Origin of the sequence: Microbacterium sp. ZW T5_45 (assembly GCF_044987415.1) — a bacterium.
GTDB lineage: Bacteria > Actinomycetota > Actinomycetes > Actinomycetales > Microbacteriaceae > Microbacterium.
Genome location: NZ_JBJDRJ010000017.1, coordinates 18871 through 37276, shown reverse-complemented (window position 1 = coordinate 37276; position 18406 = coordinate 18871). Strand labels below are relative to the sequence as shown.

Annotated in this window: 15 protein-coding genes and 1 tRNA gene; 4 read left to right on the top strand and 12 right to left on the bottom strand. The window is 69.4% G+C overall.

All coding sequences use genetic code 11. The features are described 5' to 3' along the window. Positions 1-52: 52 nt before the first annotated feature. Positions 53-808 (bottom strand): biotin--[acetyl-CoA-carboxylase] ligase, encoded by a 756-nt coding sequence (locus ACI3KS_RS10640; protein ID WP_404918029.1) that lies wholly within the window; start codon positions 806-808, stop codon positions 53-55. A gap of 1 nt (position 809) precedes the next feature. Beyond that, positions 810-2090 carry a CDP-glycerol glycerophosphotransferase family protein gene (locus ACI3KS_RS10635; RefSeq protein ID WP_404918027.1) on the bottom strand — a complete coding sequence of 427 codons (1281 nt, stop codon included), beginning with the start codon at positions 2088-2090 and terminating at the stop codon, positions 810-812. Between the two features lie 147 nt (positions 2091-2237). On the opposite strand from ACI3KS_RS10635, the gene ACI3KS_RS10630 reads away from it, so the two are divergent. Next, positions 2238-3308 (top strand): glycosyltransferase family 2 protein, encoded by a 1071-nt coding sequence (locus ACI3KS_RS10630; protein WP_404918025.1) that lies wholly within the window; start codon positions 2238-2240, stop codon positions 3306-3308. Between the two features lie 6 nt (positions 3309-3314). On the opposite strand, the gene ACI3KS_RS10625 is transcribed toward ACI3KS_RS10630, so the two are convergent. Genes ACI3KS_RS10625 through ACI3KS_RS10615 form a run of 3 tightly spaced genes read right to left on the bottom strand, consistent with a single transcriptional unit; the run spans position 3315 to position 7621 of the window. After that, on the bottom strand, positions 3315-4751 hold the full coding sequence (locus tag ACI3KS_RS10625; protein WP_404918023.1) for a CDP-glycerol glycerophosphotransferase family protein: 1437 nt from the start codon (positions 4749-4751) through the stop codon (positions 3315-3317). Beyond that, complete coding sequence (locus ACI3KS_RS10620) at positions 4748-6001, bottom strand: CDP-glycerol glycerophosphotransferase family protein (RefSeq protein WP_404918021.1); 1254 nt, start codon at positions 5999-6001, stop codon at positions 4748-4750. Before ACI3KS_RS10620 ends, ACI3KS_RS10625 begins: the two co-directional genes overlap by 4 nt. 48 nt (positions 6002-6049) lie before the next feature. After that, positions 6050-7621 (bottom strand): trypsin-like peptidase domain-containing protein, encoded by a 1572-nt coding sequence (locus ACI3KS_RS10615; protein WP_404918019.1) that lies wholly within the window; start codon positions 7619-7621, stop codon positions 6050-6052. Positions 7622-7719: 98 nt separating this feature from the next. On the opposite strand from ACI3KS_RS10615, the gene ACI3KS_RS10610 reads away from it, so the two are divergent. Next, positions 7720-8922 (top strand): aminotransferase class I/II-fold pyridoxal phosphate-dependent enzyme, encoded by a 1203-nt coding sequence (locus tag ACI3KS_RS10610; protein ID WP_404918017.1) that lies wholly within the window; start codon positions 7720-7722, stop codon positions 8920-8922. A gap of 22 nt (positions 8923-8944) precedes the next feature. Here ACI3KS_RS10610 and ACI3KS_RS10605 read toward each other — a convergent pair whose 3' ends face one another. Both ACI3KS_RS10605 and ACI3KS_RS10600 read right to left on the bottom strand, forming a co-directional pair. Next, positions 8945-9754: a carbon-nitrogen hydrolase family protein gene (locus ACI3KS_RS10605; RefSeq protein WP_404918015.1), complete on the bottom strand. Its 810-nt coding sequence runs from the start codon at positions 9752-9754 to the stop codon at positions 8945-8947. A gap of 43 nt (positions 9755-9797) precedes the next feature. Then, positions 9798-10166 (bottom strand): VOC family protein, encoded by a 369-nt coding sequence (locus ACI3KS_RS10600; protein WP_404918013.1) that lies wholly within the window; start codon positions 10164-10166, stop codon positions 9798-9800. 61 nt (positions 10167-10227) lie between these two features. On the opposite strand from ACI3KS_RS10600, the gene ACI3KS_RS10595 reads away from it, so the two are divergent. Beyond that, complete coding sequence (locus ACI3KS_RS10595) at positions 10228-10677, top strand: MarR family winged helix-turn-helix transcriptional regulator (RefSeq protein ID WP_404918011.1); 450 nt, start codon at positions 10228-10230, stop codon at positions 10675-10677. Between the two features lie 12 nt (positions 10678-10689). Here the strand turns inward: ACI3KS_RS10595 and ACI3KS_RS10590 are convergent, their stop codons facing one another. The 5 genes from ACI3KS_RS10590 to ACI3KS_RS10570 all read right to left on the bottom strand — a co-directional run bounded on the left by ACI3KS_RS10590 (position 10690) and on the right by ACI3KS_RS10570 (position 16748). After that, a complete protein-coding gene (locus ACI3KS_RS10590; RefSeq protein ID WP_404918009.1) occupies positions 10690-11733 on the bottom strand; it encodes an endonuclease/exonuclease/phosphatase family protein in 1044 nt (347 codons plus the stop codon). Between the two features lie 326 nt (positions 11734-12059). Continuing rightward, positions 12060-12133 (bottom strand) — tRNA-Met (locus ACI3KS_RS10585). Between the two features lie 161 nt (positions 12134-12294). Next, a complete protein-coding gene (locus ACI3KS_RS10580) occupies positions 12295-15189 on the bottom strand; it encodes a UPF0182 family protein (RefSeq protein ID WP_404918007.1) in 2895 nt (964 codons plus the stop codon). A gap of 62 nt (positions 15190-15251) precedes the next feature. Continuing rightward, entirely contained in the window at positions 15252-15488 is a 237-nt protein-coding gene (locus ACI3KS_RS10575; RefSeq protein WP_404918005.1) for a hypothetical protein, read from the bottom strand. Positions 15489-15662: 174 nt separating this feature from the next. After that, entirely contained in the window at positions 15663-16748 is a 1086-nt protein-coding gene (locus ACI3KS_RS10570; RefSeq protein WP_404918003.1) for a PDZ domain-containing protein, read from the bottom strand. Positions 16749-16857: 109 nt separating this feature from the next. On the opposite strand from ACI3KS_RS10570, the gene ACI3KS_RS10565 reads away from it, so the two are divergent. Next, the gene (locus ACI3KS_RS10565; protein ID WP_404918001.1) at positions 16858-18282 is read left to right on the top strand and encodes a zinc-dependent metalloprotease; all 1425 of its coding nucleotides are present in this window, start codon (positions 16858-16860) and stop codon (positions 18280-18282) included. Positions 18283-18406 lie beyond the last annotated feature (124 nt).

Genomic DNA, 18406 nt, shown 5'->3' with positions numbered 1-18406 from the left:
CATTGTGCACGGCACCGCCGACAACGACGGCTGCGGGTCGGGCGTGTCAGTCTCAGACGGGCCGAACGTGCACGACGTCGCCGGCGGAGATCGCGTGTTCGACGCCGTCCGAGACGACGATGAGTCGCCCCTCGGCATCGAGCGCGATCGCCGTGCCCGCGAGTTCGCGCTCCCCGGGGAGCGACACCGTGACGTCCAGCCCGAGCGTGCCGCATCGAGCGGTCGCCTGCGCATGCAGGCCACTCGCGGTCGCATCGCCGGCTGCGGCCAGCGCCGTGATCAGTTCCGCCAAGCGGCCGACGTAGCCCGCGATCAGCCGATCCGAATCGACCTCGACGCCGAGCACCGCGAACGACGTCGCCGTCGGAACCGGCAGCTGATCGGCGGTCATCGCGGTGTTGACCCCGGAGCCGACCACGACGGCATCCTCCGTCGCCTCCGCGAGGATCCCGCAGATCTTGCGCCCGTCCGCCAGCACGTCGTTCGGCCACTTCACGGCCACAGTGCGATCGGGAAGCTGCTCTGCCACGGCATCGGCCATCGCCACCCCGGCGGCGAGGGGGATCCACCCTCGGGCGTCGACGGGGACCGGCAGATCGCGCAGCAGCACCGAGATCGCCAGCGACGCGCCTGCGGGTGCGATCCAGGCTCGATCGAGGCGTCCACGCCCGGCCGTCTGGTCGTCGGTGAGCACGATCGCGAGGTGCGGGAGGTCCCCCGCGAGCGCTCGCAGATCCGCATTCGTCGATCCGGTGCGCTCGCGCACGTCGACATGGGGAGACACGGTCCGGGTGAGCGGCAGTTCCATGTCAGTCGTCCTCGTCGGCTTCCTCAGCGTCATCGTTCTCGTCAGGACGGATCGCCCCCATCTCGTGGACGTGCCAGCGATCCCACTTCTGCATGAGCTGCTCCACCGCTCCGTGGAACTTCTCCGTGGCGACGCCCTGGGTCGTGTCCCCGAAGTAATGCTGCACCCACATCTGCAGTCGCGCGATCGCCGCCTCGTCGCCGCGCACGCGCTCGACCTCGGCGACGATCTCACCGGCACGGTCGGCGGCGAGCCATTCGCAGTCCGACAGGTAGCCGCTGGTGTCGACGGATGCCCGGTCATCGACCGGGCGCGTGATCATGAGCGGCTTTCCGACGGCCAGCCGGTCGTACACCATGGCCGAGATGTCGACGATGGCCACGTCGGCGGCGGCGAGCTGCCAGCCGAGCTCCGGTCCGTTGTCATAGACATGCTGCGCCGTGCCGTCTGCGGCGTTGGCCGCCTCGATCGCCGCGACGATGCGTCGGTGCGCCGCTCCGTACGCATCGTCGACCACGCCACTGCGGGGGTGCGGCCGGTAGAGGACGCGGTGACGTCCGGTGGCGAGGAGCGCCGCGACGAGCGCCTCCCCGTGCGTCGCGATCGATCCGTAGTGCGCGCTGGGGCGGTCGCCCTCCCAGGTGGGCGCGTACAGCACGACGGTGCGCTCATCCGGAGTGAACGGCAGCTCACCCGAGTAGTGGTCGGCCTGAGGGCGCCCGATGTCGAACGTGCGGCGGTCGACGTCATAGTTCCACAGCGTCCGCGTGAGTCGATCGCGCGCCGCCTGGCCTGCGATGAAGGCATAGTCGTACGCCTTGTACTGGTTGGTGGTCATGTACATCTTGTCGGACTCGCCGTGATTGATGAACACGTGCCACCGGCGTCCGTAGCGGAACATCTGGAAGTTGCGGGTGTTCTGGTTCACATAGAGCACGACGCGGATATCCTGCGTGGCGAGGAACCTCTCGAGATCGCGCACGGTCGGCACGAAGGCCACGGGCGGAGCGTCCTCGTCGAGCAGCTTGTCGGCGCCGGTCGCGGAACGCGAGATCACGACGACGGGCCAGAGCTTCGACAGCTCGGCGAGAGGACGGTACCACTGCCGCATCTGGTACATGTTCACGGCACCGTCGGCGTAGTACACCGCGATCTTGAAGTGTCCCTGCGGGTGCGGCTCGACCTGGGCGAGTCGTCTGCGCACACGCTGCACCGCGCGACGCGAGGCGAGCGCACGTTTCAGCAGACGGTAGGCCTTCTTCGCATCGGACACTGCACCCATCCCTCCAGGGTACCCAGCGGATGCCCGCCCTCCCGGGCTCGGTGTCCGTCTCCGGGCCGAACGAGACACGACCGTTACGCGGGGTTCGGACCCCTCCCGTGCGCGGAGGCTCAGCCTCGGCGCTACGCGCCATGACATGATCGACGTGTGCCCGACCGACAGACCCCCGCGCTTCCGACCGGAGTGTCGTTCGTGATGCCGGTGCTCAACGAGCGCGCCTATCTCGAGCACGCCGTGGGGTCGGTGCTCGCGCAACGGCTCGACGTCCCTTCCGAACTCGTTCTCGCACTCGGTCCGTCGACCGACGGCACCACCGAGCTCGCCCAGCGCCTCGCCGCAGCCGATGAGCGCATCCGGCTGGTGGACAACCCCGCCGCGCACATCCCGGTGGGACTCAACGCCGCCATCCGAGCGAGCCGGTACGCGACCATCATCCGCGTCGATGCGCACTCCGAGCTCTCCCCCGGCTATGCGGCTCGGGCTCTGCAGACCCTGGAGCGCACCGGCGCGGCGAACGTCGGTGGCGTCATGCGGGCCGAGGGCCGCACTCCGTTCCAGACGGCGGTCGCCCGTCTGTACAACTCCCCCGTCGGCCTCGGCGGCGGGGCCTATCACGGCGGTGCACCGGAGGGCGAAGCCGAGTCCGCATACCTCGGAGTGATGCGACGCGAGGTCCTCGACGAGGTCGGCCTGTTCGACGAATCGATCCGACGCGGCGAGGACTGGGAACTCAACCTCCGCATCCGACAGGCCGGTCACCTCGTGTGGTTCGACCCGGAGCTGGCCGTCACGTACTGGCCGCGCGAGAGCTGGCTGAAGCTCGCACGGCAGTTCCGCGCCACCGGCGCATGGCGCGGTGAGCTCGTTCGTCGGTTCGGCCGCAGCAACGGCATCCGCTTCTTCGCACCACCGGCCCTGCTCGTGCTCGTCGCCCTCGCGCTCGTGGCCGCGGTGCTGCAGCTGACCGGAGTGATCTCGGGGCTGTTGTCGGCGATCGTCTCGGTCGTGCTCTACGGGCCGCTCGCTCTGTACGTTCTGCTGGTGCTCGTCGTGTCGGCCCGCGCCGGTGGCGGACTGCGCCGACGGCTGTGGACCGCCGTCGCGATGCCGACCATGCACCTCGCCTGGGGCATCGGCTTCCTCCGCGGGGTGCTGAGCGGTGCACGTGACACGGTCGACGCGTCGCGACTGGGCACCCGCAACACACCGCTCCCCTAAGCCCGGTCAGCGGGTGAGATATCCCTGGTCGAGGATGCGCGCGACGACACGCTCAGCGGCGTGCCCGTCGTCGCGCGCGTTGAACTGCGCGCGCCACGCCGCATAGCGCTCGGCGTACCGCTCCTCGTGCGCGTCGTCGGCGAGCGCGGTGGCGAGTTCGTCCTGCGAACGCACGAGCGGGCCGGGAGCCCTGGCCGCGAGGTCGAAGTAGAACCCGCGCAGCTGCCCGCGATAGTGGTCGAGATCGGGGACGAGGAAGTACATCGGTCGACCGGTGACGCTGAAGTCGAACATCACCGAGGAGTAGTCGGTGATGAGAGCGTCGGCGATGAGCAGCAAGCGAGCCGTCTCGGGATACCCCGTGACGTCGATCACACGGGCCCCCGCCCGATCGCGCCCGGTGTCGATCGTTCGCGAGTGACCGCGCACGAGCACGACGGCGTCCGCCCGACGCGCGAGCTCCTCCGGATCGACGAAGTCCACCATCTCGGCGCGATCGTCGCGCCAGGTCGGAGCGTAGAGCAGGACGCGCTCGTCGTCGCCGATGCCGAGTGCCGCCCGCACGGCTCCGGCGTCGCCGGTGAGCAGAGCGTCGTTGCGCGGATATCCTTCGACCCAGATCGGCCGGCCGAAGAACGCGTACGCCTTGCGGAGGATGCGCTCGGAGTAGGTGTTCTGGGCGAGCAGGACGTCCCAGCGGCGCGACTCCTTGACCACCGCCGCCATGCGCCGCGGGTCGAAGCCGGGGCGATGCAGCGCGAGACGCTTCAGAGGTGTGCCGTGCCACGTCTGCAGGACCTTCTGACCGGCCTTGCGCGCGAATCGACGACGCAGCCAGTCGTTCACGACGAGCAGCCGGGCGGCGGCCCGCGCACGCCACCACTCGGGGCTGCCCTCGACCACGGCGATCGCGCCCTCGGGCACGGCGACCGAGAGATCGGCGACGCTCCAATAGCGCCTGACGGACGGCGCCTCGGTCGCGAGCACCCGATCGATCGCCTGCGGATTGCAGCCGACGGTGCGGCCGTAGAAGCTCTCGAAGAACACCGCGTTCTCCGTGCCACCGGCCTGGGCGACATAGCGGCCCTCGAGCGTCGCCTGTCCCTCGACCGTCTCATACACGGGGTCGACCGGGGCGGAGATCGTCACGCCGGCTCCCGAGGCCGCGATGCGCAGGCCCGGAAGCAGCGTGGCCGGGATCTCGACGGCAGAGAGGTCGACATCGGCGATGCGCAGTTCGTACTCACCCGCGGGCAGCGGCAGAAGCGGTCCGCCCCAGCGCGACGCTTCGAGGGCGAACGTCGCCTTCCAGGTCTTCCCTCGCCCGGTGAGACGAGCCTCCACCCGTGCACGGGGTCCGTCCAGGACGGCCGAGGCGGGCGTGGCTCCCGCACCCGAGATGACCAGCCGCTGCGCGGCCTCATCGATCCGGGCGGTGGTCATGCTGCTCCCTCCGGCGCGGGGACGCCCCGCGCTCGCATCACGTCGTACACGCGACGGGTGTTGCCCCCGTCACGGAACGCGTGCATCGTCTCACTCAGCCTGGCGGAGCGGGCGGCCCGCTCGGCGTAGGCGCGCTCGTCGTCGAGGATCCCGCGCAGCTGAGCGATCAGGTCGTCCCAGCTCCGGGCGGCATCGGCGCCCGCGACCTCCCCGTACCCTCCGTAGAACCCCCGCGTGCGGGCGTACTCCTCGACATCGGGGGCGAGATACAGCACGGGCATCCCGAGGAGTCCGACGTCGTAGGCGAGCGACGAATAGTCGGTGACGAGCACCTCGACCGCAGGGAGCACCGGTGTGACGTCCGGGAGCACATCGGAGCCGAGCATCCGCACGCGCCTGCTCGGCAGCGGCGGAGTGTACGCGCCCGCACCGAGCGGATGGGAGCGCACGAGCAGCACCGAGTCCGTCGCTTCCAACGCCCGGATGATCTCGACCCACTGGGCGGCCGACGGCACCGCAGGGTCTGCGGCGCCATCGCGCCAGGTCGGCGCGTAGAGGATCGTCCGCGCCCCGGACGGGATCCCGTCGATGACGTCGGCGAGCAGGGCGGATGCCGTCGCCCGCCGCTCCTCGGGCCGCCCGGCCGAGAGCACGTCGACGCGGGGCTCACCCGTGACGACGACGCGGTCGCTGCCCAGACCGAACGCCGACTCGAGGCGTCCTCGGGAGCGGTGCGATGCGGCGGGGAGCACGCGGATGCGCTGCGCCGCACCGCGATAGAGGATCGCGACGATCCGACGCAGCACGCCGGAGCCCGGCACGTCGGGCACCTGGGTGGTCGCGGGCGAGTCCAGTCCGATGCGCTTGAGCGGGATGCCGTGCCACAGCTGCACGAGGAACGCGCCACCGTTCGCGTAGCGGTTCACGTCGCCGAGGCCGTGCGTCACCACGAGGACCCCCGCGCGCGCCGTCTGCCACCAGCCGCGGAGACCGTGCTTGGGGACGGTGCGGATGCCGAGCGCGGCGGCATCGCGCCGTTCCCGGTCGGTCGATGTGAGCCAGATCGTGTCATGACCCTCCGCTGCGGCGAGCCGCTGCAGCGCGAGCGCGCCGTCTCCGACCCCCGCTCCGCACCCGAACACCCAGCGGGTCCCCCGCGGGACGATCGCGGTACCGAGGCGACCGGCGGCATACAGCGGGATCCGGAGCAGCTTGGCCGCATTGCCGGAGCCGAAAGAGAAGGACGCCACCCCGCGAGCCTATCGCGGGGTGGCGTCCGTCGACGCGCGTGGCGTGTGTCAGGAGAGCGACCCCAGGTCGACCTCGATCTCGTACTGCTTGCCGCCGCGAACATACGTGAGCGTCGCGGTGCTGCCGGCGGCAGCGGCGCGCACCTGGGCGGTGAGGTCGCTGGCGTTGGTGATCGGCACGCCGTTGAACTCGGTGACGATGTCGTCGGCCTTGAGCCCGGCCCCGGCCGCCGCGCCGCCGTCGGTCACCGCGGCGATGTACGCACCCGCCTGATCGGAGCCCTCGACGGAAGCCGCATCCTGCACGGAAGCGCCAAGCAGGCCATGGGTCGCCGAACCGTCGGCGATGATCTCCTGCGAGACGCGCTCGGCGATGTTCGAGGGGATGGCGAAGCCGATGCCGATCGAGCCGGACTCCTCGGAGCTCCCGGAGCTGGCGATCGCGACGTTGATGCCGATCAGCTCGCCCTTACTGTTGACCAGTGCGCCACCCGAGTTGCCGTGGTTGATGGCCGCGTCGGTCTGGATCACCGCGATCGAGATCGTGTCGGCCGTGGACTGGGTGGTGTTGCCCGGGAGGTCGAACTGGAACGGGCTCGACTGGCCGTCCTCGGGGCTCTGCTCTTCCTGCGGTGCGTCCTCGGAGGACGACTCGGGGAGCGCGGACGAGGCGATCTGGATGCTGCGGTTCAGCGCACTGACGATACCCGTGGTGACGGAGTTCGACAGTCCGAGAGGTGCGCCCAGCGCCACCGTGGTGTCGCCGACGTTGAGCTTCGACGAGTCCGCGAACGTGATCGGCGTGAGCCCCGATGCATCGGTGAGCTTGATCACCGCGAGGTCGTACATCGGGTCGGTGCCGACGACCGTGGCGTCGTAGATCTTGCCGTCGGATGCAGTGACCCTGATCGTCGGATCGGCGACCTCACCGCCGAGGGTGACGACGTGCGTGTTCGTGAGCACGTAGCCGTCGTCGCTGATGATCACGCCGGATCCGCTGCCGGCCTCGGTGGAGCCCGAGACCTCGATCGTCACGACCGACGGCAGAGCCGCGGTGGCGACGGCCGTCGTCTCGTTGACGGAACCGGGGTTGTTCACGGTCACCGTCTCGGGTCCCTGTGCGACGCCCGTCGAGGGCGTGCCGCCGAGGCCGTTGAAGATGGCTCCACCGCCGAAGCCGGCGACGCCGCCGACGAGGGCCGCGGCGACGACAATAGCCGCGAGCTTGACGCCCTTGGGACGCTCACCCTTGACCTTCGCGGTGCCGGCGTCCACGCCTGCGGCGTCGAAGCCCTGCGGTGTGGCGAACGGCTGTGCCTGCGGGGCACCGGTGTGCAGACCGAACGCGGCACCCGTCGAGGTCGCGGTCGGTGCGGCCGTCGGCTGCCCCCAGCTCGGCTGCGGTGCGACCGGGGCGGTCGGCGCCGAGGCGAAGGTCGGCGGCAGTTCGTGGCCGGTCGTGAGCACCGGAGCATCCGCGATGGGCGCGGGCGCGACGGGGCCGGAGGTCTGGGCGGCGGCGTCCGTCGTCGAACGGTCGACGAACTGTGCGGCATCGGTGGACGGCGTGGCGTCGGTCGACGCGGATGCCGTGTTGTCCTGGGTGTTGTCTTCGTTCATGGTCTGCTCCTTCAGCAACGCCCCTTCAGAATGACTCCCGTGTCTGTGCGTTTCTTATGGCGAAGGTGAGTTTCGCCTATGGCCTTAGCCTGTTCTTCATGAGTGTCATTCCCGGTGCGTGGACGCGCACGGCAGCCGGTGCAGGTCTTCTCTCCGCCGATGGCGGTGTCGCCCCGACCATCTTCGCAGAGATGTCGGGCCTGGCGGCGAGTACCGGGGCGATCAACCTGGGGCAGGGCTTCCCCGATCAGGACGGACCGGCCGAGGTTCTCGAGGCCGCGCGAGAGGCGATCTCCGCAGGGGTCAACCAGTACCCGCCGGGGCGCGGGTTCCCCGATCTGCTGGCGGCGATCAGCGAGCACCAGCAGCGCTTCTACGGTCTCGATGTCGACCCCGACACCGAGATCATCGTCACCGCCGGAGCCACCGAGGCCCTCACCTCGACGCTGCTCGCCCTCATCGACGGACCGGACGACGAGGTCGTCGTCTTCGAGCCGTACTACGACTCCTATGCCGCGGCGGTCGCACTCGCCGGCGGCACGCTCGTGACCGTGCCGCTGCGCGCGCCCGGGTTCCAGCCCGATCTCGACCGACTGTCGGATGCCGTGACGGACCGCACCCGTCTCATCCTCGTGAACGACCCGCACAACCCGACCGGTGTGCTGTTCGGTCGCGAGGTGCTCGAAGAGATCGTCCGCCTCGCCCACCTGCACGATGCGGTGATCGTGACCGACGAGGTCTACGAGCACCTCGCGTTCGCCGCGCCGCACGTGCCGATCGCCACTCTGCCGGGCGCGGCCGAGCGGACGCTCACGATCTCGTCCGCGGGCAAGACGTTCTCCGCCACCGGGTGGAAGATCGGATGGATCCACGGACCCGCCGACCTGATCACCGCCGTGCTCACGATCAAGCAGTATCTGACCTACGTCAACGGCTCGGCGTTCCAGCCCGCTGTGGCCGTCGGGCTGCGGCTTCCGGATGCGTTCTTCGCCGACGCCGCGGCGACCCTCGCCCGCAAGCACGAGATCCTCGGCGCAGGCCTGCGCGCCGCCGGATTCACGGTGCACGCACCTCAGGGCGGCTACTTCACGATCGCCGATGCGACGGCGCTCGGAGGGGCGGATGCCGCCGCGTTCTGCCGTGCGCTCCCCCACCGGGCCGGCGTCGTGGCGATCCCGATCACCGCGTTCCTCTCCGCGGAAAGGGTCGACGAGTACTCGGGGCTCGTACGTTTCGCGGCATGCAAGCGGGTCGAGGTCCTCGAAGAGGCCGCGGGCCGACTGGCCACGCTGGCGGTGTGACCGCGGACTGCGACTGATGCGCTCAGCGCGGAACGACCGCGTAGCGGCGCACCCGCAGTGAGGGATTCACCGCCCTGACGCGCTCGAGCGTCGCCCGGTCCACGACACCGACCGCGATCCCCTCGTCCGCCGCGACGCCGGCCAGCACGACACCCTGCGGATCGATGACCTGCGAGTGCCCCACACCGATCGGGGCCGGGTGATCCGCCGCCACGACGAACGCGGTGTTCTCGATGGCTCGAGCGGCGAGCAGCGTCGTCCAGTGATGCTCCTTGAGCGGTCCGCGCACCCACTCCGCGGGGACGACGAGCGCGTCCGCTCCCGCGTCGACGAGGGTGCGGGCGACCTCGGGGAAGCGCAGGTCGTAGCAGGTCATCAGTCCGAAGCGGATGCCGGACACCTCGAAGACCGCAGCGCCCCCCACGTCACCGGGTTCGATCCAGTCGGACTCCGTCTGCCCGAAGGCGTCGTACAGGTGCTGCTTGCGGTACACCGCGAGCACGCCGTCGCCGCGGACCGCGACGACGGCGTTGCGCACCCGGTCGGCATCCGATGCGCTCTCCACGAGGCCGGCCACGATCACCACCGCATGGTCGGCCGCGAGAGCCGTGAGGGTCGAGACGAAGGGGCCGTCGAGCGGTTCCGCGTTCGCCGCGAGGGTCTCGTCCATCGGGGTGACGAAGTAACTGGAGTACTCGGGAAGCACGACGAGTCGTGCGCCTCGGGCGGCCGCCTCGGCCACCAGACCGGCGATGCGCTCGAGGTTGCCCTCGCGCGACGCGGTCGGAGCGAACTGGCACACGGCGACAGCGATGGAGGCGTTCTCAGGCATGCGACCATCCTCCCCTATCGCCGGCGTCGCGGGTGCGTTCCGGTCAGGCCCGGTCGTGCAGCGTGATCCGGTAGCCGTCCGGATCGGCGAAGGTGAACGTCCGCCCGAAGGGGCCATCGATCGGCTCCGACACGATCGTGTGCGCGTCGGCGACCAGCGCATCGTGGATCTCCTGGACATCGGTGGCATGCAGCCAAATCGCCGCGCCGATGCCGGGGTGATCAGCCGAGGCGAGGTCGGTGCCGGGAACGATGTCGCGGAGCGCGAACGCGATCGGATGCGTGTCGAACACCACGGCGTGCGGCGGTCCGGCCGGTGAGCGCACCAGGCCGAGGTAGTTCTCGTAGAAGGCCTGGGAGGCGGCGAGGTCGCCCACCTGAAGGGAGAGGAAGTCGGGTCCGGTGACGGGCATGAGCGTGCCTTTCGTTCAATGTGTCAGTTATCTGACATGAAGAGTATGTCAGACTACTGACATGAGTCAAGAGGCCGCACGCATCGATCTCGACACTTCGCTCGGATACCTGCTGAAAGAGGCGTCCGCAGCCCTGAGGGCTGCCATGGAACGGGCACTGAAGCCGCTCGGGATGACCATCACCCACTACTCCTGTCTCGAGCTCCTCGCGCAGCGCCCCGGCCTCTCGAACTCGGACCTCGCCCGTGGGGCGTTCGTGACGAGGCAGTCGATGAACGTCCTGTTGCAGAGCCTCGAGCGCGACGGTCAGGTCTCGCGCGCCTCCACTCCGACATCCGGAAAGGCGATTCCGACGCGGCTGACGCCAAGCGGAGAGCAGTTGCTCGCCGAGGCGACGGCGGCCGTGCGCACGGTGGAACTGCGGATGCTGTCGGGGCTCTCCTCCGAGGAGCAGGATGCCGCGCGGAGGATGCTGCGCACGATGGTCGCCTGCCTGAACGAGGGCGCCTGACCGAGAGCGGCTTCAGCGCCGATCCAGGACCACGACGATCGGCCGGTGATCGCTGCCGCCTGAGCGGGTGTCGGGAGTCTGCACCCCCGCGCTGCGCCAGGCCGCACCGTGCAGCACGTGATCGATCGGTGCGGCGACCCACTCCGGGACGGTCGACGGCCAGGTGCCAGCGGCGCCTCCCCCCGCACTCGACGCGGCGTCATCACATCCGCCGATCAGGTGACCGTCGGTTCCCAGGCCGGTGAGGTGATCGAGCGTGGCATTGAGGTCGCCGGCGACGACGGCATCCGGAGAATCGCAGATCCCGGCGATCCACTCGAGTCCGTCCTTCCACTCGCCCATCATCGTGGGAAGCGGCGGCAGCGGATGCGCCGCGACGATGGTGGCTGGGCCGTCGCCAGCCGTCTTCCGCCAGACGCCGCTAGGGAGTCCGGGAGTGGAACCGGCCCCGCGATCGAGGCGGTAGTCACCGAGCCGTTCGGCGACCAGCAGGGACGTCGGGATCTCCCATCGATCGCCCACCGTGTGCGGGGTCATGTCGATGCCGTCCTCGGCGAGGAGACGCGCGACCTCGGCGACCGCGTCCTCATCGGTCTCGGGAAGGCTGACCACGTCGGCATGCACCTCCGCCGCGACCCTGGCGATCTCCTCGGGAGTCGTTGCGCCGCCCTGGGTGTTCCAGACCATGACGACGAGGTCACCGCCCGGCAGCGCGTCGCTTCCCGGGCCGCGAGCCGCGAGCACTCCCCCGTTGACCGCAGCACCGCCGGCCAGCGTGACAGCCAGTGTCAGGGCGATGACCGGTCGCCGCCGGCGTCGGATCAAAGCGACGATGCCGACGATCACCGCCACAGCCCCGAACCCGGCCGCCAGCACGCCACGGAACGAGATCAACTGGGCGACACCCGGCAGGCGCTGCGCACCGAGGGACTGCGGCCACGACAGCAGGAGGACGACCACGGCAGCTGCGACGAGCGCGATGATCATCCCCGCGACGCGCGCCGGTCGTCTCGGCGAGGCATCCGTTCGCGGTTCGGTTCCGTGCTCGATGGCCATAGTCGGAGCGTACGGGCACCCCCTGGGCGTTCCTGGCACCCGCGACGAGTCGGCGCGAGGCCAGCGAGCTGACGTGAGACCAACGAGCTGACGTGAGACCAACGAGCTGCTGTGAGACCGACAGGCTCGGGCGAGACCGACAGGCTCGTGTGAGACCGACGAATCGGCACGAACCCGACCGTCTGCGCATCGGTCTCGCGCAGATTGCTCGGACTCATCGCGCGCGGTGCCGGTCTCACGCAGGATCGTCGGTCTCACCGCGCTGATGCACAGCGGGAATGCGAAAGGCCCTTTCCAGCGACACGCTGGAAAGGGCCTTTCATTTGTTGCGGGGACAGGATTTGAACCTGCGACCTCCGGGTTATGAGCCCGGCGAGCTACCGAACTGCTCCACCCCGCGGCACGTTGAATAGCCTAACACGCGATTGCGGAGCGGGCGAATCGAGGGTGAACCACAGGTGAACCCGGGCGTGTCGCGCGCGCCGCCCGGCCGGGACCACGCCCCAGGAAGCCTGGAAGGGCGCCCCTTGCGGGACGCCCTTCCAGGTCAGAGAGGAACGATCACTCGCCCTCAGCCGCATCGAGCTCGAGCAGAGTGTTCACCGCGTCGGTGAGCCGCTCGTCCGCTTCGGCGAAGGCGGTCAAGTCGCCCTCCTTCAGTGCGGCTTCGCGATCGGCGAGAGCCTGGGACGCAGCCGCGAGGGCCTCGGCCTGAGCATCCGTCGGCGTGGTCGGCTCGGGCGACACCTCCCCCGTGTCGGGGTCGGGTTCTGTCGGCTCCACGCCGTCGTCGCCGCCGGTGGCACCGGCGTCGCCGCCGAACAGCGAGTCGAGGGCCTCGGTGAGGGTGTCCTCGAAGGCCACCTTGTCGCCGAAGGCCACGAGCACCTTCTGCAGGCGCGGGAGCTTGGTGCCCTCGGACGACTGGACGTACACGGGCTGCACGTACAGCAGACCGCCACCGACAGGGAGCGTCAGCAGGTTGCCGTAGATCACCTGCGACTCGCCCTGCTGCAGCAGGTTCAGCTGCGGCACGACTGCGGTGTCGGAGTTGTAGGTGTTCTGCACCTGGCCGGGACCGGGCACCGTGGTGTCCGTGTCGATCTCCAGCATCCGGAGTTGCCCGTAGCCTTCGGCCTTCACGCCCGCTTCAGACCCGGCATCCGAATCCACCGCCAGATACCCCATCAGCACATCACGGTTGCTGCCGCCCTGCGACGACGGGATGAAGGTCGAGAACATCGAGAATCGCGGCGACTCCTGACCCGGCATCTGCATCGTCAGGTAGTACGGCGGCTGCAGAACGGCGTCGCTGCGCGGGTCGTTCGGCGTCTGCCAGCGGTTGTCCTGCTGAGCGAAGGACGCCGCCGTGTCGATGTGGTACGTGCCGAGGACGTCGCGCTGCACCTTGAACAAGTCGGTCGGGTACCGGACGTGGCTCATCAGGTCGCCCGACATCTCACTGATCGGCTTGAGCGTCGACGGGTAGATGTTCTGCCAGGTCTTCAGGACCGGGTCCTCGTCGTCCCAGGCGTACAGCGTGACCGAACCGTCATACGCGTCCACGGTCGCCTTGACCGAGTTGCGGATGTAGTTGATCTCATCGATCGCCAGGGTCGGCGACGCGACGTTCGAGTCGGCGATCGCGTCGCCCAGGCTCACACTCGTCGAATACGGGTACGTCGAGCTGGTCGTGTAACCGTCGATGATCCAGACGATGCGACCGTCGACCACGCTGGGGTACGGGTCGCTGTCGAGCTCGAGGTACGGGGCGACCTTCTGCACGCGCGTCTTGGGGTCGCGGTCGTAGAGGATCTGCGAGTCCTCGTTGACGAGATTCGAGAAGAGGATCTGCTCGGACTGGAACTTCAGCGCGTAGAGCAGCTTGGTGAAGGTGTTGCCGATCGCGGGACCGCCATCGCCGTCGAACGTCGTCTTCGTCTCGCTCGAGCCGTCCTTGCCGCGCGGGTAGTCGATCTCGACCGGGTCGGAGCCCTCAGGGCCGCCGACGATGGAGTACTCGGGCGAGGACTCGCCGAAGTACACGCGGGGCTCGAAGTTCTCGGAGTCGGTGAGGAAGCCCGAGGACGGGATGCCGCGCTCGAGGAACACGGGCTCGCCGTCGGCCGTGCGCTGGTTGCCGGCTGCGGCGACGAGGCCGTAGCCGTGCGTGTACACCGCGACGCGGTTGTTCCAGTTGGTGACGTCGACCCCGTCCATGTCGAGGTCGCGCACCGACACCACCGTGTCCTGCATGGTGCCGTCGATCTCATAGCGATCGACGTCGAGGTTCTCCTGGAACTGGTAGTAGCCGCGGTACTGCTCGAGCTGGCGGACCGTCGGGCTGATGACGGCCGGGTCGACGATGCGGATGGATGCCGTGGTCTCGGCGTCCTCGCGGAGCTGACCGGCTTCGGCGTCCGTCGCCGCCTCGAAGGCCGTGGTCTCGAGATCGGCGACCCCGTACGCCTCCTTCGTGCCGTCGATGTTCCGCTGGTAGAACTCTGCCTGGTAGGCGTTCTGGTTCGGACGCACCTGGAAGGTGGTGACCACCCACGGGTAGCCGACGCCGACGACGAGCGAGGCGACGAGCAGCAGCGCGGTCGCCGCGAGCGGGAAGCGCCACCGGCCGATGACGGCCGTGACGAAGAAGAGCACGGCGACGAGCGCGGCGACGATGGCGAGGATGCCGAGACCGGGGATGGTCGCGTTGACCCCGGTGTACGCGGCACCCGTGATGCGGTCGTCGGGGGCGACGAGTGTCTTGTAGCGGTCGAGCCAGAGGCTGACCGCCTGCACGAGGATGTAGAGACCGGCGGTGACCGCGAGCTGGATGCGGGCGGGCTTGGAGATGCGCAGCTCGCCCTGGCCGATGCGCACGGAGCCGTAGAGGTACGACACGAGCGCGGTGACGAGCAGGCTCAGCAGCAGCACGGCCGAGACGAACGCGAGCAGGATCGAGTAGAACGGCATCGCGAACATGTAGAAGCCGGTGTCGATGCCGAACTGCGGGTCGACGGTGTCGGTGGCGACGCCGTTCATCCACATGAGCACGGTCTTCCACTGGCTGGCGGCGGAGAAGCCGGCGAAGAGCCCGAAGAAGATCGGCATGCCCCACATCGCGAGGCGACGCAGGGGCTCGATGACCTCCTGATAGCGGTCGAGCTGCGAGCTCAGCCTCACGTACACCGGGCGCAGCCGGTAGGCGAGCTGGATCGTGACGAACAGCGGCACCGCCATTCCGAGGAAGCCCACCACGAACATGATCGCGGTGGCGAACCACTGCGTCGTGAGCACCGAGGAGAAGCCCAGCTGGTCGAACCAGAGGAATTCGGTGAAGAGCGAGGCGAAGACGAAGAATGCCGCGATCAGTGCCGCGATGATCACCAGCGAGATGCTGAAGATGCGACGGGATGTTCGGGGCGTGGCCGGGTTCGGGGCTGAGGTCGAGGTCACGCTCCCATCCTAGGCACGGCATTCTGCCAGGCGGCTCCGAGCCAGGTCACGGGGAGGTCACGTCATCCCATGCGTCCGCTGATGATGTCCGCGACATCCGCCACGAGGCGGGACCGTTCGACCGTCGTCTCCGGCCGCGGATCGTCGAGAGAGAAGAGGACGATCCGATCGTCGCCGATCGTGAGCGACGAGAGGACGTCGGTGTGACGAGCGACCCTGTCGCGGACGGCCGACAGCCACGCCGGACCGTCGCCATCCGGCGACCGCGCCCATGCGGGCTTTGTGATCAGCGGCGCCACCGTGATCCCCACCGGACCCCAGATGCGCCTGCCTCCAGGCACAACGCTGGTCCGCACGAGTTCGCGGCGTCGCGGAACTCACCGTGAGCCGGCGATCGCCTCGATCACCCAGGTCCCTGCCCCACCGTTGTTCCTGACACGGTGGACGCATCATCGCCCGCGCACCGACGTCCTTCAGGACAGGCTGCAGGCCGGCAGCGTGCTGACGTCTCCGCCGCCGGCGATCACCTCGAGCGCGCCGACGGACTCCTCGAGCGTCGACGTGCTGATCACGGTGAGCCCGTCGGGGACGTGCCCGACCACCTCGTCGCAGTTCGCCGAGGGGGCGAGGAAGAAGTCCGCACCGGCATCCCTCGCGCCATACAGCTTCTGACGGATGCCGCCGATCGGACCGACCGTGCCGTCGGCCTCGATCGTCCCGGTGCCGGCGACGTTCTCACCGCCGTTGAGCTCGCCGGGGGTGAGCGTGTCGATGATCCCGAGCGCAAACATCATGCCGGCGCTCGGCCCGCCGACGTTGTCGAGCTGGATCGACACGTCGATCGGGAAGTCGTAATCGGTGCGCAGGGTGACGCCGACGAGCCAGGTGGTCGTCCCGTTGTCGACGCTCTTCTCGGGGGTGAGCACGACCTGCTGCGAGGCTCCCGCACGCTCGATCGTGAGGGCGACGTCCGCTCCCTCCGCGTCCTGGATCGCCTGGCGCAGCTGCTTCGCCGATGTGACGTCCACCCCGTCGATCGCCGTGATCACGTCATCCGCCTGCACCACTCCGTCGGCGGGCGAGCCCTCGATCGTGCCGACGACCGCGACCTGGGCGCCCGTGTCGTATCCGAGCTCTCCGAGCGCCGCCGCGGTCGCCTCGTGCTGCGAGTCCACCATGAGCGTCGCGTTCTGCTCGTCGCGCTGCTCGGTGGTCACGCCCTCGGGGAAGACCGAGTCGAGCGGCACCACGGCACGGGACGAATCCGTCCAGGCGAGCGCGAGCTCGAACCAGCTCGGCGTGCGCTCGCGGTTGCCGACGACCTGCACCGTGGTGAGGTCGAGTGCTCCCCCGGTCTCGTAGGTGTCCGCACCGTCGACGCTGATGAGGGGCACCTGCTCGCCATCGGCATCCGCCGCAGTGCCGAGCGTGTTGTACACCGGACCCGGTCGCTGGATGACGTAGGGGGTGGGCAGGAACGTCAGCACCACGAGCGCGATCAATGCGATGAGCAGCGCCCAGACGCCCAGTCCGACTCTCCCAGACCGGGTTCGATCCACAGTTGTTCCTCCGTCGTTCGCGAGCGGCGTACAGCGAAGCGGGTCGCGCACCTGTCTCTGTGACTAGCGTAGATCCCACGGCTATAGGCGTGCTGAGAGGGCGAGCGACATGGCAGACAACGAACCCACCCCCGAGGACTTCCAGGAGTTCCTGCGGCGCATGATGTCCGGCCAGGGTGCCGGCGACATCGACCCGCAGGAGCTGCGTGACGCATTGGGGAGCATGGAGGGCTTCTCGCTCGACCCGGCCATGATGCAGACGATCATGTCGCAGCTGCAGGGCGCCTTCGGCGGCGATCCCTGGGACAACGCGCTGCGCCAGGCTCTGCACATCGCCAACCGCGACGGGCAGGGCATCAGCGACGGCTCGCGCACCTCGCTCGTCGATGCGTTCGGCCTCGCGAACCTGTGGCTGGGAGAGGCGACGACGATCTCCGAGCTCGCGGAGAGCCCGAAGGCGATGACGCGCGGCGAATGGGTCGAGGCGACGCTGCCGGTGTGGAAGGAGATCGCCGGCCCCGTGTCGACGAGCATCGCCGATGCGCTCACCACCGCTCTCGACACGCAGGTTCCCGACGACATGCGCGAGATCGTGCAGGGCGCAGGCAAGCTCATGCGCGGCCTCGGTGGCTCGGTCTTCGCCGCGCAGTTCGGACAGGTGCTCGGCAACCTCTCGCTCGAGGTCGTCTCGGGCGGCGACGTCGGCATCCCCGTGCTGCCCGCCGGTACCGCGGCCGTGATCCCGCAGAACCTCACCGCCTTCGGCGAGGGACTCGAGATCCCGGAAGACCAGATCGCGCTCTACCTGGCGACCCGCGAACTCGCCTACGCACGTCTGTACCGCCACGCGAAGTGGCTGCACCTGCACGTCATGGCGCAGATCACCGACTTCGCCCGCGGGGTGACCGTCGACGTCGACGCGCTCGAAGACGTCGCGAGCCGTCTCGACCCCTCGAACCCCGAGGAGTTGCGGGCCGCGATCGAGGGCGGCGCGCTCCTTCCCGTGCAGACCGAGGCGCAGCGCGAGGCGCTCGCGCGGCTCGAGAACCTCGTCGCCACGATCGACGGCTGGGTCGACGTCGTCACCGCACAGGCCACGTCACGCCTGCCCGACGGCGCACGTATCGCCGAGGCCGCCCGTCGGCGCCGTGCCGCCGGTGGCCCGGCGGAGGACGCGCTCGGCGCGCTGGTCGGCCTCAAGCTCCGGCCGCGTCGCCTTCGCGAGGCCTCGGCGATGTGGTTGGCGATCACGGATGCCGTGGGGACGGCCGCTCGCGACTCGCTGTGGGACTACCCCGACCTCATGCCGCAGGCATCCGACATCGACGACCCGTCGGCGCTGATCTCGCGCCTGCAGGCGCAGGCCCGCGGCGAGGAGCCGGTCGCGGACGAGTTCGATGAGGCGCTCGCCCGTCTTCTTGACGGCGACGACTTTCGCGGTGACGCGGTAGACGGCGAGGGTCCGGACAGCCAGGGCCCGAACGGCGAGGGCCCGGACGGCGACGACTCGGACGGCGACCAGCGCCCGGTCTGAACCTGGCTCCTCCCCGACCCGTCGTCCACAGCACAGCGCAGCACCGGACGTTCTCCACGGATCCGCTGTCGGCGCCCCACGGGGCGCCGACAGTGCTCAGAATCGGAGCATGTCCCCTCTGAGC

Bases quoted from the DNA above. Each gene is read 5' to 3' on its own strand.
- ACI3KS_RS10640 (WP_404918029.1), bottom strand. From the start codon at position 808: ATGGAACTGCCGCTCACCCGGACCGTGTCTCCCCATGTCGACGTGCGC.
- ACI3KS_RS10635 (WP_404918027.1), bottom strand. From the start codon at position 2,090: ATGGGTGCAGTGTCCGATGCGAAGAAGGCCTACCGTCTGCTGAAACGT.
- ACI3KS_RS10625 (WP_404918023.1), bottom strand. From the start codon at position 4,751: ATGACCACCGCCCGGATCGATGAGGCCGCGCAGCGGCTGGTCATCTCG.
- ACI3KS_RS10615 (WP_404918019.1), bottom strand. From the start codon at position 7,621: ATGAACGAAGACAACACCCAGGACAACACGGCATCCGCGTCGACCGAC.
- ACI3KS_RS10610 (WP_404918017.1), top strand. From the start codon at position 7,720: ATGAGTGTCATTCCCGGTGCGTGGACGCGCACGGCAGCCGGTGCAGGT.
- ACI3KS_RS10605 (WP_404918015.1), bottom strand. From the start codon at position 9,754: ATGCCTGAGAACGCCTCCATCGCTGTCGCCGTGTGCCAGTTCGCTCCG.
- ACI3KS_RS10600 (WP_404918013.1), bottom strand. From the start codon at position 10,166: ATGCCCGTCACCGGACCCGACTTCCTCTCCCTTCAGGTGGGCGACCTC.
- ACI3KS_RS10595 (WP_404918011.1), top strand. From the start codon at position 10,228: ATGAGTCAAGAGGCCGCACGCATCGATCTCGACACTTCGCTCGGATAC.
- ACI3KS_RS10590 (WP_404918009.1), bottom strand. From the start codon at position 11,733: ATGGCCATCGAGCACGGAACCGAACCGCGAACGGATGCCTCGCCGAGA.
- ACI3KS_RS10565 (WP_404918001.1), top strand. From the start codon at position 16,858: ATGGCAGACAACGAACCCACCCCCGAGGACTTCCAGGAGTTCCTGCGG.